The following is a 15,997-nucleotide window of genomic DNA, read 5'->3' on the forward strand; positions in this document are numbered from 1 at the left end:
TAAAGATAATTTATTAGTATACTAATAAATTATCTTCTAGGATTAAAGAATTATAATACACATTGTATTAAATTGATATAAAAACCCAAAGTATGTTAACCTATATAAGATGTAGCGATTCAAGCCAATCCTAACACAATTTTGCTTTTTAATACGAATACATCTATCAAAAACTTTTATTTTAAATAAAAAAACTACATTAATCAAAAAATTTTTTAAAAAAATTCATTATAAACATTAATTTGAATTAAGAATTAAAAATTATATAAACGGCTTAGAAAGTTAAAACATAAAAACATTATAAAAACTTACTTAATGTCATTAATAAGTGGTCCTAAAAGATTTCAAAAAGAGATAAATTGAAGATTAATCTAGGCCCAACAAGAAATAAATATAATAAAATTTAAAGTTTTAAGACAATATATTGGTCAAAAGAATCTCAAATAACATGGATAACTATCAGATAGTATTATTCTTGCAAAAGAGCTTTGAATGAATATATGGTTCACTTTAAAAGCTTGCTTTTCAAACTTAATTAAACTTTTTAAAAGTCTTCTTTTACTTTTAATTTATCTTCTTTAATCTTAGAAATTTTAAAAAATCTATTACTATAGAAACAAACAAAATCAATCTAAACTTTATGTGCTTGCAATAAATTGATATTTAAATTGATATTAATTTATTATAAATTGCGCTAATATGTTACTTGTCAAAACTTACTATTAGGAGATAATAAAAATATGAAAAAAATTTTCACATTAATATTAATTTTTGGGTTAACAATTCAAATCTTTGCCACAAAAAAAGACATACAAGATCGAATTGAAAAAGGTATTGAAAGTTTTAATAAATATGATAAAGAGAAAAAAAATCCAATGGGGCCATTCCTTTTAAATTTATTTTTGCCTTTTGGGATAGGATCCTTTGTCCAAGGAGATTATATTGGTGGAGGCTCGGTGCTTGGATTTAATTTATTGGGAGCAATCCTTTGGGGAACTGGAATTATTCTTAATCACCGTGAAACACAATTAAACGGATACATACTAATAGGGGTGGGAGCAAGCATGGTTTTAACATCCTATATAGCTTCACTTATTATTCCATTTACATTTGCAAATCGGCACAATGAAAATCTTAAAAAGAAACTAAGCGCTGAGCTTGCGGGGTTTGAACCCAATTTTGATCTTGGAATAAACGGATTCCAATTGTCGTTTAAAAAAAATTATTAAATTAACATTAGATAATAAAATAATTTTATTATCTAATGTTAATTTTAAAAATTAATTTGCCAACAAAGAAAGTATTCACACCAACGCTTTTGTTCGCTTATAAATTGCACTTAAAATATCCTTATCCTTAAATACTAAAATTCTTGCAATCTTGCCGAAAACTCAGCCCAATTAAAAATTATTCTTAATGCCAAATTGGTACAATATTTTTAACAATTATTAATAATAATTAATTAATTAAAATGTTCTAAACATATTATTAAAATGCTATAATTACTAATTATTATTAATAATAATTAAAATACTTTTTAAGGAGACTATTTTGAAAAAAACGATTATTGTATTTATAATATTAGCACTAATGCTTAATTGCAAAAACAAAAATAATGATACTGAGCCAAACAACGATCTAGATGAAAAATCTCAAAAATCGCAAGCTAAATCAAATCTAGTTGATGAAGATAGAATTGAATTTAGCAAAGCAACGCCTTTAGAAAAATTAGTAAGCAGATTAAACTTAAATAACACGGAAAAAGAAACACTAACATTTTTAACAAACTTATTAAAAGAAAAACTAGTAGACCCAAATATTGGCTTACATTTTAAAAATATCGGTGGAGATGAAAGCAAAATAGAAGAGTCTGTACAAAAATTTATATCAGATCTAAAAGAAGATGAAATAAAAGATCTGCTTGCAAAAATTAAAGAAAATAAAGATAAAAAAGAAAAAGATCTAGAAGAGCTAAATACTTATAAAAGCATACTTGCTAGCGGATTTGATGGAATTTTTAATCAAGCAGATTCCAAAACCATACTTAATACTCTGAAAGAGACTATATAGCAAGCTAAAGTTTAAAATTTATAATTAATTTTAAAAAGCTAGTGGTTTTAAACTGCTAGCTTTTAAAATAACTTTTTAGTCAATCAACGAATTAAATGCAAAACTTGCGCTTTTTATCTTGGGATATTTTTCAATTATTTTTTTCATAGTAACATTAAAAAGCTTAGAATCAAGCGAAATTCTGTAAACTTTTTCGTTTTTTGGATACTGCTTGTATTTAATGGTAATCTCAGCAATCATATCGCTCCAAGTTCCATTATTATAAAGAGAAACAAAAGCCTCAATCAATTTTTTAGCATCACTAGAACCAAAAGGATATGCGGTTACAAGACCAGATTCAATTGATTTTTCAGACATTGGAAGTCTTCCCCAAAATCCGCCTTTATTTTCATTAAAATTTATATCATTTCCTTTGCTTATTAATTTAAACCCAGAAACAGAATAAACCGGATCACTCTCACTAGTAGTTTCAAAAACTATTATAGGCATGGCATAAGAAATATAACTTCCATCAACAGGAGAAACAAGATAAGAATACTTAATGCCCCTAAGCTCTTTAATAAAATCTCCACGCTCATCAAACAAATCTCTGGCTTTAATTTTTATCCAACGAACAGAAACTGCCCAAATAAAAGCATTTATTGATTTTGTTCCTTCTAAAAAATCTATTTTAGAGTAATCAATAAATTTATTTTTATTCTCAAAGGCCCTGTGGGTTTCATAATTTTGCAAATCATAACCGGCTCCAGAACCTTCAGAAAAAAGCCCAAAATTCATTGCTTCTAAAGCTCTTTTTTCCTGGCCCGTCTTGCTTGATCCACGCTCCCCAATAGGCTTATTGCTTCCATTTCCCTCCATTTTTGAATTATCATCTAAATTACACCCTAGAACTAAAACCACAAAGGATACAATGACTCTTTTCAAAATGCTCCCCCTTTAAACTTTTAAAATTTTAAAATTTTATCTAATATTTAAAATTTTTAAATTAGATTATTAGAAGCAAATGTAGATCAATTAACAAAAAAATCAAAATAAAAACTTTAGCGTCTGCTAATTTCTTTTATTAGGCCGTTTAACATGCTATTTATATAATCATAAAGTTTTTTATTCTTGCCAATATTGTTGTAATAAAGTTTAAAAATTTCTAAAAGAGAATTTCTAACTTTAAAAATCAATACTCTTTTGTTTTTATTTCTAATAGAGCCTAATGCTTGCTTGAAAGATTTGCGTGATTTTTCCATTTCTTTTAAAAACCTATTAACATCGTAATTTAATGTTATTTCCTCTAACTTTCTTAATATCAACCTAGTATATTCCTTTCCAAGCCTTTTAAACAAATCGTCAAGATTTTCAAAATCCAATTCTCCGTCTAGCAAAACCCTGCAAAATTGCAAAGTCTCTTCTTCTTCATCTGTTAAATTACGCTTCCAATTTAAATGCCAATCAAGCTCTGATTTTGTGGTAAGAGAAAAATTTTTTAATTCAAGAAGTTCTTTGCTAACGCTACTAATTTGTTGATCTACTGTTTTTTCAAGAGCAACAAGAATGTCTGCGCTTGAACCACCCGCATTAATCTTGGTTAGATAAAATTGTTGACACAAATTCATATCTAGAAGAGAAATTTCATCTTCTCTATCACTTTTATCGGAATAATTTCCAATCAATCGCACTAAAGTGCTCATTTTAGAAGACAAATCTCCCCAACGCTTTTTTCCTATATCAATCAAAAACTGATTAACATCTTTTTCGCTGTATTTATATTTTGCTAACACCTCATCATTGTTTAAAAGCCACCCACCAAGAGCATATCTATTCTCATCATTTTGCAAAGATTTCTTAAAAAACTCAAAATTTTTGTCTTCTTCCAAGTTTAAATGGGGAATCCAAATCTCATCATGAGCATTTTTCGGCAAAGCTTTACCATATCTTGACTTACCAATGTTGTGCTTTGAAAAAGTTTCTTGCAAAAACTCAGAATTATCTAAATTGTCAAAATCATTGCTCAATTGATCCCGGTCTTTAGGTATTAAATTTTTAGAATTTCTTAAAGTTTGCAAACCCTTTTTAAAGTCTTTAGATTTTCTTAATGCATAGCCATTCTTTTTGCTTTCAAAATTACTTAGCCCAAAATCTTTAAGCCCATTGTTCTTAGAATCTAAAGATTTGTTTTCGTTGCTTATTAAATTTTGCTTATTGCTAGAAGTGGTGTTTTTTAAATCTTCTTCTAAAGATTTGCCCTTACAATTAACAAACAACGGGAAACTAATAATAACTGCAATTCCTATTTTATTCATAAATTTAATTACCTCTATTTAATTATCGGTTTAAATAAAAATATAGCTCACTTTACATACACTAAATGTATACATCATATTATTCATTACTATAAAAGGAATTAGGATCGACATTATTTTAATAAATAGTTTTTTAAAATAAAAAAACTATTTAAAACAACTTAAATAAAGTTTTAATACTAAATTAATCCAATAATGCCTTTTAAAGCAAAAAAATATTAATAATCTGTGTTATTTAATAATCTAAAAATTGCACAGATAAATTAAAATTATTAACATCAACCTAAATCATAGAAATTAAAATTTTCAAATCTAGACATAGTTGACACAAAATAAACAACCATAAACAGAAAGATTAACTCTTAAGATAAGAGTTAATCTAGGAGTTGATTAAAAGAAAAAAGCTAAAACGAAGCAGATGCATCATAATTTTTTACAAGATTACAAGCCTCTTCAATGTTTTTGGTAGTCATAAAAGATTGTCGCAAATTATCTATGTAGGTTTTTTCAATCTGTAGCAATTGCTGTTTGGCATTGGCAACATCTACAGCATTTGAGCTCTCAAGAGCCATTTTGGCCTTTCTTTTGGCCTTTAAACACTTAACAACAGTAGCAAGCATTTCTTTTATTTTCTCTTCATTTAAATTAAAAATTTGATTAAACTTGTCGGGATTGCTATCAAGAACTACCTGTTCAAGAAAAAACAAAGCTTCTTTTTGGTCATCATTTAAAGAGTCTACAAAAGAAATTTTAAGTTCTTTATTTGATGCACCATTAGAAGCATTTAAAACCTTTGAAGGCCTTCTCCTAAGATCAGAATAATTAAATTCTTTACAAGAAAAAAATAATAAAATAACAAATAATAAAATATTTTTCATACGTCTCCCACACACATTACTATTATGTAAATATTTAAATTTTAAAAATTAAATAAACTTTTTTAAAAAAAATATAAATTATAATATATCTCAACATTTAAAATAATAAACATTTTGTAAAACTTTATAGCAATATCGAATAAAATATGTTAAAATGACTTTGGTATTTAAAAATGGAAATTAAAATTGATGAAAAATTTAATATAGTATTTAACAACGATCTTAAATTAATAGAAAACATTGAAGAACAAAAACAGCGTTTATTTTTTTATCTTAAGACACCAAAAGGTAGTTTAAAGGAAAATCCAAATTATGGGCTTGACTACAGCTTTTACTTTAAACTTTGCAAAGCTAATAAACTAGAATCTATTAAAAATTTTTTTTTAAACCTTTCAAAAGAACTCAAAATAGACCTTATTAACGTAAGGCCAAGTATTAAAAACAAAACAATAACAATAAATTTTTTCTTTTTAGGAAAAGACAATTTAAAAATGGATTTTAAAATATGAGTATAATTTTTGACAAAAACTTGGGAATATTGGAAAAAACAATAGAAGAAATTCAAAATGAAAAAAAACATATGCTTAGAACAAAATACGGCATAAACATTAAAGAAAATTCAATTTACGACATAATAAACTTTCCAAGTTCAAGTATTGATAAACAAATATCAGAGGCCTTAAAAGAACTTTTTTCCAAAATAAAAGAAAATGGAAGCTACTTTAATGCACTCAAAGAAGACTTAAGCACACCCAAAAGCTCAACTTACGAAGCAATAAGAAAAGCCCTGCTAAATGTTGAAGGGGTTAAGCACATAAATATTTTAAGTGGGCCTGGAACAATTAACCTTTATTTAATACTAAAAGACGATTGCTTTAAAGACCAGGAGAAAAAGCAAATCAAAATTGAAACTAAAGAAAATATTTGGCAAGCAATCTACTATACAGCACCAAGTGGAACAGTTTTTAAAGGTGACATTGAGATTGAGTTTTTAAACAAACACAACCAAAAAAAAACATACAAATTCAGCTTGGGCAAGAAGAAATACGCATATCTTAAAGCAGTCTACAAAACAGAAGCAAAAGACGCAATCTACAAAGAAATAGACACTCAAATTAGAGACATTTACAACAAAATATTAACCGACAAATACATTGAAATGGGAACATCTTTTAGATATCAAGACTTTCTTGCACCAGTTAGCATTATCCGGGGAATAAAAGAGCTTAAAATAGGAATTTGTATTAAAAATGATGAGACAAAAAAAATCACACAACTTAATGATGGTGATTTTACATTCAATAAAGACGAAAACACCAAAGAGGATGAAATTATTATTTTTGATACAAACAAAAGACTGCTTATTAACAGAGAATAAAAATGAATAAAGAGATCCCAAAATTTTTAGAAAATACCCAAATTGAAAAATTCATTTGCAATGAGCTTGATTACAAAAAAGAAATACTAAGAGAACTAAAAGACCTGCTTGCAAACTTTAACACAATTGACGTTAAAAAGAGCATTAACTCCAAATACATTGCATTGCTAATGCTTTCAATATTTAACGCATTTCACTTTAAAAAAGAGCTTGACAAAAATCTTGTCAACTCTTTAGATGCCATTATTTTTGCAATAAAGTCCATTGGCACTGATGAGAGCTTTATCGTGCTCTTTAAAGCCTTTTTACACGCAAATGTAGAAGTCAGCTCAAACGAAAAGGTCCCAGGCGAAATAATAATAAAATTGCTTGGAAACATTAAGTCTCCTATTGAATTTAATGTTGCAGCAAAAAATCAAAACAAGCTAAAAAAAATAGCCGCAAAGCACGCCGGGCTTAAAAAAACTCTAACTTCTAACTATATGCCCAAAGATTACAAAAATTCAGTATATGAATTTATTAAAATATTAATTCCCATAGGAAGAATAGTTAAAATCATAGACAAAAAACAAATAGAAATAAAAGGCACAAGAACAAAAAAATTTAGCACAGCAGATCATTTTTTTTAACCTTCTGCTTAAATAGCTTATCAATAAAATTTAAAACTTAAAGAAATTTAAAAGGAGAATTTATGAATACCAACGAACCACAAGAAAGCGTACAAATAAAAGACTTAAACAGAAAAACAAAAGTTAATCAAAGCGACCTTATTCCTATTGATGACATAGTAGAAGATACTTGTGCAATCACATACAAACATCTCCTAGAACAAATACAAAAAGACACATTTTATAACAACGAATTTGGATGCTTTAAAAAAGCAATAAAAGAGATAATTAGCAAGGAACTTTTAGAAAACACAGAATATATAAAAAACATTTACATTAAAGTAATCTCAAAGCTTTTAAATCTAAAAACGCCACTTGAAAACATAGATTTTGATACTGTTTTTAGAAAAGTTAAATCTACACTTATTGAGAGTCTAAAGCATACAAACACAAAACCATCTTCAAGCAAAATTTCAATTTATAACTCAGAAACAAAAGATATTGAATTTATTCAATTTGAAATCTTGATTGAAAGTTTAAAAGAATTTCTTGCGGAAAAATCTGAAATAAATGAGCTTAAAAGCAACCTAACGGGGTGCGTACAAACAAAAGATTTTACAGATAAATTTCGAAACTCTTTTCAATTAATACCCAAACATAGTTTTGATACAAAAAATGAACAGCTTGTAAGCTGTTATGAACAAGGAATTCCACAAATTGTAAACGTTCCTATTTGGTGGCAAGGAAAACCAAACGACTTTGGAGGACTACACACAATAATTGATGATGTTAGAATAATGGAATTCCAATATAAAAATAAAGCTACAACCGTTGTGCTTAAAAACAGAAGTAGCACATCAATTGTAATAAACGAATCACAAAAGGACAATTACATTTACTTACAAATAACTGCAGAAATCAGATATTCAAGCTCAACAGAAAATCACAATAAACAATTTTACCTTCAATTTGAAAAAAGCTCTGCAAAAATTCTAATAGCTTCATTTTCTTCTCAAAACATGCCCACACTTAAAACACCAATTTATAATGGTTGGTACTACGTTGGATCGGGCAAACTAAGCACGGGAGAAGAAATGCCAATACTAAACAAAGCATAAAAAATAAATAAAAGGAGATATTTATGGATACAATACTTATTTTTTTGTCAACAATTGACAATACAAAACTAATTATACTAGGGGGATTTATTGTGCTGGCAATAACGCCAATGATTTTAGCAATAAAACCACAGTTTAGAGAAAATTTAATTTTGCTTATCAAAAAACTCTTAAAAAATACAAATAAAAAGGAAACAAAATGAACAGTAAAACGAATATCAACTCTGGCATTGAGGCTTTAAATAATTTATATGATTTTCTAAAAAGCAGCGATTCTCCAACAGAAGTCAAAGTGGAAAAAGGAATATATTTGGGGCTTAATCTTTACAATCTAATAATAAGCATATATAAGGACAAAATTACAGCCCTTGAGAAGGAAGAATCATTAAAACTATTAAATGAAATTGAAAATGTCAATAATAAAATTACTCAACTTATATCAAGCATTAATGATGAGAGAGATGTAAGCATTATTGAGCATTTAAGAGAAGAGAGAAATGAACTAATGGCAATCAAAACTCAAGCACTCCAAGAAGAAATAAAAGAGCTCGTAGAAGGTCCAAGCACCACTAACAACAAAACCCAAAACTTAAAAGAAAATAAAGGAGATAAAATTGCAAATTAAAAATTTTCCTTTTTTGTTTTTATTAAACATTCTTATAATCTTTTCGTGCTCTACAATAGCAAGCCTTCCAGAAGAACCATCATCCCCAAAAGAGTCAACATTAAAGGCTTTAAGCTTATATGAAGCGCATCTTTCAAGCTATATTATGTACTTACAAACATTTCTTGTAAAAACTAAACAAAAAGTAAATAATAAAAATTATCCTGAGTTTACGCTTTTTGATACAAGCAAATTAGAAAAAGATCAGACTCTAAAATCAATCAAAACAAACATTGATGCTTTAAAAAAGCACATTGACAAAATAAAACCAATTGCAATGCAGATTTACAAAAAATACTCAAAAAATATACCTTAAAAGACATTTAACTTTTCTTTTTCCTGAAAGTCCCAGTTATGGGACTTTTTTTAATAAAAAGTCTAGATTAAATCCAAGCTTAATTAAAATCAAACCTAATTAAAATTAAAATTAAAATTAATTAATGTTATTATCATTTTATTTTTTTTTAATTTTCTATTTGTTATTTTTTAATCTTATAATATAATTATACTTGTATTAAGTTATATTAATATAAAAGGAGAATATATTATGAAAAAATATTTATTGGGAATAGGTCTAATATTAGCCTTAATAGCATGTAAGCAAAATGTTAGCAGCCTTGACGAAAAAAACAGCGTTTCAGTAGATTTGCCTGGTGAAATGAAAGTTCTTGTAAGCAAGGAAAAAGACAAGGACGGCAAGTACGAGCTAATGGCAACAGTAGACAAGCTTGAGCTTAAAGGAACTTCTGAGAAAAGCAATGGATCTGGAGTACTTGAAGGCGTAAAAGCTGACAAAAGTAAAGTAAAATTAACAATTTCTGATGATTTAAGTCAAACCACACTTGAAGTTTTCAAAGAAGATGGCAAAACACTAGTATCAAAAAAAGTAACTTCCAAAGACAAGTCATCAACAGAAGAAAAATTCAATGAAAAAGGTGAAGTATCTGAAAAAACAATAACAAGAGCAGACGGAACCAGACTTGAATACACAGAAATTAAAAGCGATGGATCCGGAAAAGCTAAAGAGGTTTTAAAAGGCTATACTCTTGAAGGAACTTCAACTGCTGAAAAAACAACATTTATGATTAAAGAAGGAACTGTTACTTTAAGCAAAAATATTTCAAAATCTGGAGAAGTTTCAGTTGAACTTAATGACACTGACAGCACTGCTGGTACTAAAAAAACTGGGGCTTGGAATTCAGGCACTTCAACTTTAACAATTACTGTAAACAGCAAAAAAACTAAAGACCTTGTGTTTACAAAAGAAAACACAATTACAGTACAAAAATACGACTCAAATGGCACCAAATTAGAGGGGTCAGCAGTTGAACTTAAAACACTTGATGAAATTAAAGCAGCTTTAAAATAAGGAGAATTTAATTTATGAAGCAATATTTACTAGGATTTGCTTTGGCATTGGCTTTAATAGGATGTGCACAAAAAGGTGCTGAGACTAAAGACAATGATGAAAAACCTGCAAACTCAAACAAACAAGAACAACAAGGTAATAAACAAAATCCTACTAAATTAAAAGAAGATTCAGTAACTTTGTTTAATGGTAATGAAATTTTCGTAAGCAAAGAAAAAAATGACTCCGGCAACTATGATTTAAGAGCAATAATTGATCGGGTTGAGCTTAAAGGAACTTCCACTAAAAATAATGGTTCTGGAACCCTTGAAGGTGTAAAAACTGACAAGAGTAAAGTAAAATTAACAGTTTCTGATGATCTAAACACAGTAAAATTGGAAACATTTGATGCTAGCAACCAAAAAATTTCAAGCAAGGTTACTAAAAAACATGGGTCAATAACAGAGGAAACTTACAAAGCTAAAAAATTAGATTCCAAAAAGTTAACAAGATCAAATGATACTACACTTGAATATTCAGAGATTACAAATGAGGAAAATGCTACAAAAGCAGTAGAAACTCTTAAAAATGGCATTAAGTTTGAGGGAAGTCTTGTAGGTGGAAAAACAACATTGAAAATAACAGAAGGAACTGTTACTCTTACAAGAGAAATTGATAAAGATGGAAAAGTAAAAGTCTTTTTGAATGACACTACTTCTGGTTCTACCAAAAAAACAGCGACATGGAGCGAAACTAATAGTACCTTAACAATTTCTGCTGACAGCAAAAAAACTAAAGATCTTGTGTTCTTAACAGATGGTACAATTACAGTACAAAAATATGACACATCTACAGGTACCAACTTAGAAGGCAAAGCAACTGAAATTAAAAATCTTTCAGACCTTAAAAATGCTTTAAAATAATATATAAATAAAACCCCCTACAAGGCATTAGCTAGCGTAGGAAGGGTTTATTACAACCTAAAAATTGAATTTATATATTTTTCAATTTGTTACTTCTAGAAAAAGTCTCCTAAGAGACTTTTTCTCTTTTAAAAAAGAGAAAACACAACAACAAACAAGCTAAACTATTTCGATTATTTGGCTATTTCGGTCTTTAATCTTTAAAATCAAAATAAAAAGCACAAATAAACTGCATGCACAAAACTTAAAAAAATTAATGGGGCTAATTCCTTCACCCAAGCCCAATTCTTGAATGAAGGATAAATAAATAAAATAATCTAAATTCTTAATAAGATTAAACCCATCGCCAATAAGCTTACTATTTTAAATAAAAATTAAAGCGTAAAAATAATTTACTCTTAATATAAGTTTATTATTTATTATATTTTATAGTTTATTACAAAAACTTACTTTTGTAAAGTATATTTAACAAATATTTATTAAATATACTTTTTTTTTATTTTTTATATAAAAATACTTTACTTTTTTAAGAAACTGTACTATTAATTAAGTTATAATTAAAGAAACTACTTATATTAGGAGTATAAAATTGAAAACATTAAAACAAAAATCACCAAGCACTACAAAAAAAGTAAAAAAAACTACAATCAACTTCCAACACAATTTGATTGTATTAATCTCTACTCTTAACTTTATCAACTTAAACTTTAAAAAATACACACAAAACAACATACTTTATTTCCTAAATAAAAACCTTGAAAGGAATAAACAAAAACCCATAAAACTCAAAACTCTACAAAACTATTTATACTCACTAGAGAAAAAATTTAAAGTCACGCGAAACTACTGTAAACATTTGGGAAAAAATTCTGGAAGTGAAACTTATTATAAACTTAAATACGAAAAAGAAAAATGCTATTTAATAATTAACACATACTTTAAAGAAAAAACAATAAATAAAATTAACGAATTTACGCAAAGAATAAAAAAATTCAATCAAATAAATAGTAGTGTTAAATGGGAGTGTTTTAATAATAATAATAATATATATAAATATAAAGAATATAGAAATATACACAAAAATTCTAAAAAAACAATAAATAATGAAATAATAAAAAAATATTTAAGCAAATGTAACTTTAAAACAGAAATTCCAGCGTTAATAATGAACCTAAAAACACCAAACAGAACCAAAATCTATCATTTAAGAAACCTAAAACACATTGAAAATGAACTTAAGGAAATAGACCCCAAAAGCATTGAAAAGCACATATCAAACACAATAAAAGAAAATGTAAACAATCCAGGGTATCTTTGCAAATTTTTCAAAAATAGTGGATATAAAAGAATAATAGATAAAATAAAAAAAACAGAGAAAAAATATATAAACAAAAAAGAAATTCTAAAAAAAATACTTGAAGAAAAAATAAAAGAATTAGAAAATGAACAATATAAAAAAGAAGATCTTGAAAAGTTTTTTAGAAAAACATACGAAATTTACAAAATAAAACCACATTTCATAATAGAGCACAAAAAATATCCAGATTTAGATAAGCTAGTAAAAAGAGCAAAAACAGAATCCTCTAAAATCCAAGATAAAATGATAAAATTAAAAAGTATAAAAAACAACATTTTTAGTATATTATTAGAACAGTTAAGGCATAAAGTAGATGATGATAAGCTAGTTCCTGCTTTAAAAAAATTCATTGAAAATGAGCCTGACCTTAAATATAGCAAGGTATTTGACAATTCCTACTATAATAATTTGATTGAAATAGTGGGCTAAAGAGAAAATGTACAGTTTAGCTTTACTATTAAGGAAAAAGGAAAAAAATGACGGCTTTACTTGAACGATTAAAGCAAAAGCAAAAAGAATTAAAATTGAACGCAGACAACAAACCAAAGACAAAAAAAGAAAAAAAGGCTAACGTCTTTTCTAAGATTGAGGAGGTTAAAGGTAGAAAGATATACCATACTAAAATCTTTAATGACTTTTATACATTTGGAATAAGCAAGAATGAACCTACGAAATTTTTCATTTCTTTAAGAGGAATTTTTAACATAGAGGACATAAGCATGTTTCATTTATTCTCTGTAAGAGAAGATGATGAATTTATGGGAATTCATTATGGAATAAGAAAACTTGATAAAGCATTTATTGTAAAGAACTTCAACAAGAAAGAAACTTACACTCTTAGAAAATGTGAATACATTGAATTCAAGTTTAAAAAAGGTTCTGTTTTTTGTTATTTAAACGGTCTTCATATTTTACTTAAAAAGGACAGGGTAAACAGCCCCTATTACAACACGCTGTTAAATATTATTTTAGAACTAGAAACCGAACTCTACGCTTTTTATAGCAAAAAATTGTCAAAAGGGGGAATTATTCCTGAATGGATAAAAAAGAGACAAAAGTAATAACAATTGCAAGTATAAAAGGTGGTGTTGGCAAGAGCACAACAAGTTTAATTTTTGCCACATTGCTATCAATTAAATGTAAGGTTCTTTTAATAGATATTGATACTCAAGCCTCAACAACAAGTTATTTTTTTAATAGGATTAAGGACAAGAATATAGATTTAATAAATAGAAATATATATGAAGTATTAATATCAAATTTACACATAGATAATGCATTAATAACAATTAACAAAAATCTAGATTTAATTCCAAGTTATTTAACATTACATAAATTTAATTCAGAATCTATTCCATATAAAGAATTTAAATTAAAAGAACAGCTAAAGTTGCTAAGCAATCATTACGATTATATAATACTTGATACAAATCCCAGCTTAGATTTCACCCTAACAAATGCTCTTGTGTGTAGCAATGACATAATAATACCAATAACAGCAGAGAAATGGGCAGTTGAAAGTTTAGATTTGTTTACTTTTTTTATGAACAAGCTATTATTAACTTTGCCAACGTATTTAATTAATACTAAATTTAAAAAAAACAACACCCACAGAGAACTCTTAAAGGTTTTAGAAAAAAACAGTAATTTTTTAGGAACAATATCTGAAAGAGAGGATTTAAATAAAAGAATAGCAAAAAATGATAAATTTGATTTGACGAAGGATTACATAATAGAGTACCAAAATACGCTTGCTGCGTTTTTAAGTAAATCAAGTTACGTACACTAAGTGTACTCAAATTGTAAAGGAGGAGCATAATGGATATAAAGATAAATAAAAGAAATTTATCTGAGAGCGCTACAGAAGAAGAACAAGCTCTTATTCATTATAATAAGCTTAAAGAAAAATTAAACATTAACTTCCAAAAAGAAATTTATTGCAAAATAGAAGCAATGAAGGTTTTAAAAGAAATTAAAGATAAAGAATATTATAAACTTGACAATTATTCCAGTTTTGATGATTTTGCAAAAGACTATAGACTTGCTAGAACTCAAACGTATAAGTATCTTAAAATTGCAACAGCAATAGAAGAAGGTCTTATTGAAGAAAAGTATGTGGTTAAAAACGGAATCAATGATACAATTTATCTTCTTAAAACAAAAGAAAGTCCAAGTTTAAAAAAATCTAACCAAAACCCAATAAAACCACTAAGATTTCAGCTTAAAAAGGAAGAATCTTATTCTTTTTATAAAAAAAACGCAAAGCTTACAAGCTTTCTTTTGGAGAAAATTTTTTTTGAGGAAAAAGATTTTTTATCAAAAATAATTAAAGAATTTGAAGCTTTAAGAAATAAACAAAAATGAAATATTTATTTGCAAAACTTGAAAAGTTAGTGTATACTTTATAGGTACAGACTGACACGCAATGTGTCGCTCTTAATATAAGGACCTGTTACCTTAAAGGGTTTATTGGGGAGTCTTTAAAAAGAAATTCCAATAAACCCTTTAACTTTTGATTTAAAGTTTTTATTTTTTAACGTTAATTTTTGGAAAAATTTAGAAAAGTATTTACAAAACATGAATTTTTTTATACTATAGTATTAGTAAAAAACTTATATTAGGGGTTAAGATGAAAAGGCTTAATAAGATCAAAAGGAAAGAATGCCACAAGCTTTTAATTGAAACTTTTGCCACTATTAAAAACAATGGGTTTGAGTGGCTTGGTTCTAACAATATTAAAGATTCTTAAAACCGAATGTTTTCTTATTAAGCTTTTAGATTCTAAAGTTTAAATAAAAATTGGTTAGGAATGTTTAATTGTTTAAAAAATATATTTAAAAATTGTGTATTTAAAAATGTTTGTTGAGAAAATATTACAAAGTAATTCAGAATTGTTTGAAGACGTTCAAAAGTCCGGATGTTATTTTTTATCTTTGCACTATTGGATATTTGTTTTAACAGGGGTCGATTTTACAATAAAAGACGTTAATTTAAATTACCAGCGGTTTTTGGAATTGGGCTTTATAAGAAATGATTGTTATATTTTAAATCCATGTAAAATTCTTAATTATTATAGAATATTTTCAAAGGTCAGATATGAGGGTCCGCTTTATTTGCCTAAAGCTGGCATAGAGTTTGAAATAACAGAGATTAAGGTTAAAGATCAAAAGTTTGTGCACTTTCTTGTAATGGACAATAATAAGGTACTTTACGACAGTCTTGATTTAAAGTCTAAGGGAAAGAAATTTCAAATAACATCAAAAAGGATATTTAATTATTTTATTTGAAAATATTAATGGCACTTTTAAATTGTATGAACTTCAAGGCCAAGCCAATCCCCAAGGCAATTTTTATAAGGG

19 protein-coding genes are annotated in these 15,997 nt (G+C 27.0%); 16 read left to right on the plus strand and 3 right to left on the minus strand.

Going from position 1 to position 15,997, the window contains the following annotated elements; translation table 11 throughout:
* The first annotated feature begins 740 nt into the window (after window positions 1-740).
* Both QIA00_RS04470 and QIA00_RS04475 read left to right on the plus strand, forming a co-directional pair.
* Complete coding sequence (locus QIA00_RS04470) at window positions 741-1,229, plus strand: P13 family porin (protein WP_316257721.1); 489 nt, start codon at window positions 741-743, stop codon at window positions 1,227-1,229.
* A 322-nt stretch (window positions 1,230-1,551) separates the two neighbouring features.
* On the plus strand, window positions 1,552-2,070 hold the full coding sequence (locus tag QIA00_RS04475; RefSeq protein ID WP_316257723.1) for a BBA03 family outer surface lipoprotein: 519 nt from the start codon (window positions 1,552-1,554) through the stop codon (window positions 2,068-2,070).
* A gap of 75 nt (window positions 2,071-2,145) precedes the next feature.
* Here QIA00_RS04475 and QIA00_RS04480 read toward each other — a convergent pair whose 3' ends face one another.
* The 3 genes from QIA00_RS04480 to QIA00_RS04490 all read right to left on the minus strand — a co-directional run bounded on the left by QIA00_RS04480 (window position 2,146) and on the right by QIA00_RS04490 (window position 5,242).
* The gene (locus QIA00_RS04480) at window positions 2,146-2,994 is read right to left on the minus strand and encodes a S2/P23 family protein (RefSeq protein WP_316257724.1); all 849 of its coding nucleotides are present in this window, start codon (window positions 2,992-2,994) and stop codon (window positions 2,146-2,148) included.
* A gap of 116 nt (window positions 2,995-3,110) precedes the next feature.
* The gene (locus tag QIA00_RS04485) at window positions 3,111-4,364 is read right to left on the minus strand and encodes a hypothetical protein (protein ID WP_316257725.1); all 1,254 of its coding nucleotides are present in this window, start codon (window positions 4,362-4,364) and stop codon (window positions 3,111-3,113) included.
* A gap of 404 nt (window positions 4,365-4,768) precedes the next feature.
* Entirely contained in the window at window positions 4,769-5,242 is a 474-nt protein-coding gene (locus tag QIA00_RS04490) for a BBA07 family lipoprotein (protein ID WP_316257726.1), read from the minus strand.
* Between the two features lie 173 nt (window positions 5,243-5,415).
* Between QIA00_RS04490 and QIA00_RS04495 the strand changes: the two genes are divergently transcribed.
* The 14 genes from QIA00_RS04495 to QIA00_RS04560 all read left to right on the plus strand — a co-directional run bounded on the left by QIA00_RS04495 (window position 5,416) and on the right by QIA00_RS04560 (window position 15,925).
* Window positions 5,416-5,751, plus strand: a complete 336-nt coding sequence (locus QIA00_RS04495) for a contractile injection system sheath initiator (protein WP_010890377.1) — start codon at window positions 5,416-5,418, stop codon at window positions 5,749-5,751.
* Complete coding sequence (locus QIA00_RS04500) at window positions 5,748-6,620, plus strand: DUF276 domain-containing protein (RefSeq protein ID WP_301427636.1); 873 nt, start codon at window positions 5,748-5,750, stop codon at window positions 6,618-6,620. Before QIA00_RS04495 ends, QIA00_RS04500 begins: the two co-directional genes overlap by 4 nt.
* A 2-nt stretch (window positions 6,621-6,622) precedes the next feature.
* On the plus strand, window positions 6,623-7,249 hold the full coding sequence (locus tag QIA00_RS04505) for a DUF735 family protein (RefSeq protein ID WP_301427637.1): 627 nt from the start codon (window positions 6,623-6,625) through the stop codon (window positions 7,247-7,249).
* A gap of 62 nt (window positions 7,250-7,311) precedes the next feature.
* Window positions 7,312-8,346, plus strand: coding sequence for a DUF685 domain-containing protein (locus QIA00_RS04510; RefSeq protein ID WP_316257728.1), 1,035 nt, complete (start codon window positions 7,312-7,314; stop codon window positions 8,344-8,346).
* A gap of 23 nt (window positions 8,347-8,369) precedes the next feature.
* A complete protein-coding gene (locus QIA00_RS04515) occupies window positions 8,370-8,549 on the plus strand; it encodes a BlyA family holin (protein ID WP_316257730.1) in 180 nt (59 codons plus the stop codon).
* Window positions 8,546-8,971: a BlyB family putative holin accessory protein gene (locus QIA00_RS04520; protein WP_316257731.1), complete on the plus strand. Its 426-nt coding sequence runs from the start codon at window positions 8,546-8,548 to the stop codon at window positions 8,969-8,971. The genes QIA00_RS04515 and QIA00_RS04520 overlap by 4 nt, the downstream gene beginning before the upstream one ends.
* Window positions 8,961-9,326: a BBA14 family lipoprotein gene (locus QIA00_RS04525; protein ID WP_231014043.1), complete on the plus strand. Its 366-nt coding sequence runs from the start codon at window positions 8,961-8,963 to the stop codon at window positions 9,324-9,326. The genes QIA00_RS04520 and QIA00_RS04525 overlap by 11 nt, the downstream gene beginning before the upstream one ends.
* A gap of 231 nt (window positions 9,327-9,557) precedes the next feature.
* Complete coding sequence (gene ospA, locus QIA00_RS04530; RefSeq protein ID WP_316257732.1) at window positions 9,558-10,379, plus strand: outer surface lipoprotein OspA; 822 nt, start codon at window positions 9,558-9,560, stop codon at window positions 10,377-10,379.
* A gap of 14 nt (window positions 10,380-10,393) precedes the next feature.
* Complete coding sequence (gene ospB / locus QIA00_RS04535; RefSeq protein ID WP_316257733.1) at window positions 10,394-11,281, plus strand: outer surface lipoprotein OspB; 888 nt, start codon at window positions 10,394-10,396, stop codon at window positions 11,279-11,281.
* Window positions 11,282-11,870: 589 nt separating this feature from the next.
* Window positions 11,871-13,067 carry a plasmid maintenance protein gene (locus QIA00_RS04540; RefSeq protein WP_316257734.1) on the plus strand — a complete coding sequence of 399 codons (1,197 nt, stop codon included), beginning with the start codon at window positions 11,871-11,873 and terminating at the stop codon, window positions 13,065-13,067.
* 47 nt (window positions 13,068-13,114) lie between these two features.
* On the plus strand, window positions 13,115-13,699 hold the full coding sequence (locus QIA00_RS04545) for a DUF226 domain-containing protein (protein WP_301427645.1): 585 nt from the start codon (window positions 13,115-13,117) through the stop codon (window positions 13,697-13,699).
* Entirely contained in the window at window positions 13,675-14,427 is a 753-nt protein-coding gene (locus tag QIA00_RS04550; protein WP_316257735.1) for a ParA family protein, read from the plus strand. Before QIA00_RS04545 ends, QIA00_RS04550 begins: the two co-directional genes overlap by 25 nt.
* A 29-nt stretch (window positions 14,428-14,456) precedes the next feature.
* The gene (locus QIA00_RS04555; protein ID WP_316257736.1) at window positions 14,457-15,002 is read left to right on the plus strand and encodes a chromosome replication/partitioning protein; all 546 of its coding nucleotides are present in this window, start codon (window positions 14,457-14,459) and stop codon (window positions 15,000-15,002) included.
* Window positions 15,003-15,481: 479 nt separating this feature from the next.
* Window positions 15,482-15,925 carry a DUF261 domain-containing protein gene (locus QIA00_RS04560; RefSeq protein ID WP_421114411.1) on the plus strand — a complete coding sequence of 148 codons (444 nt, stop codon included), beginning with the start codon at window positions 15,482-15,484 and terminating at the stop codon, window positions 15,923-15,925.
* Window positions 15,926-15,997 lie beyond the last annotated feature (72 nt).

It is taken from the genome of Borreliella americana (assembly GCF_032595795.2).
Lineage (GTDB): Bacteria > Spirochaetota > Spirochaetia > Borreliales > Borreliaceae > Borreliella > Borreliella americana.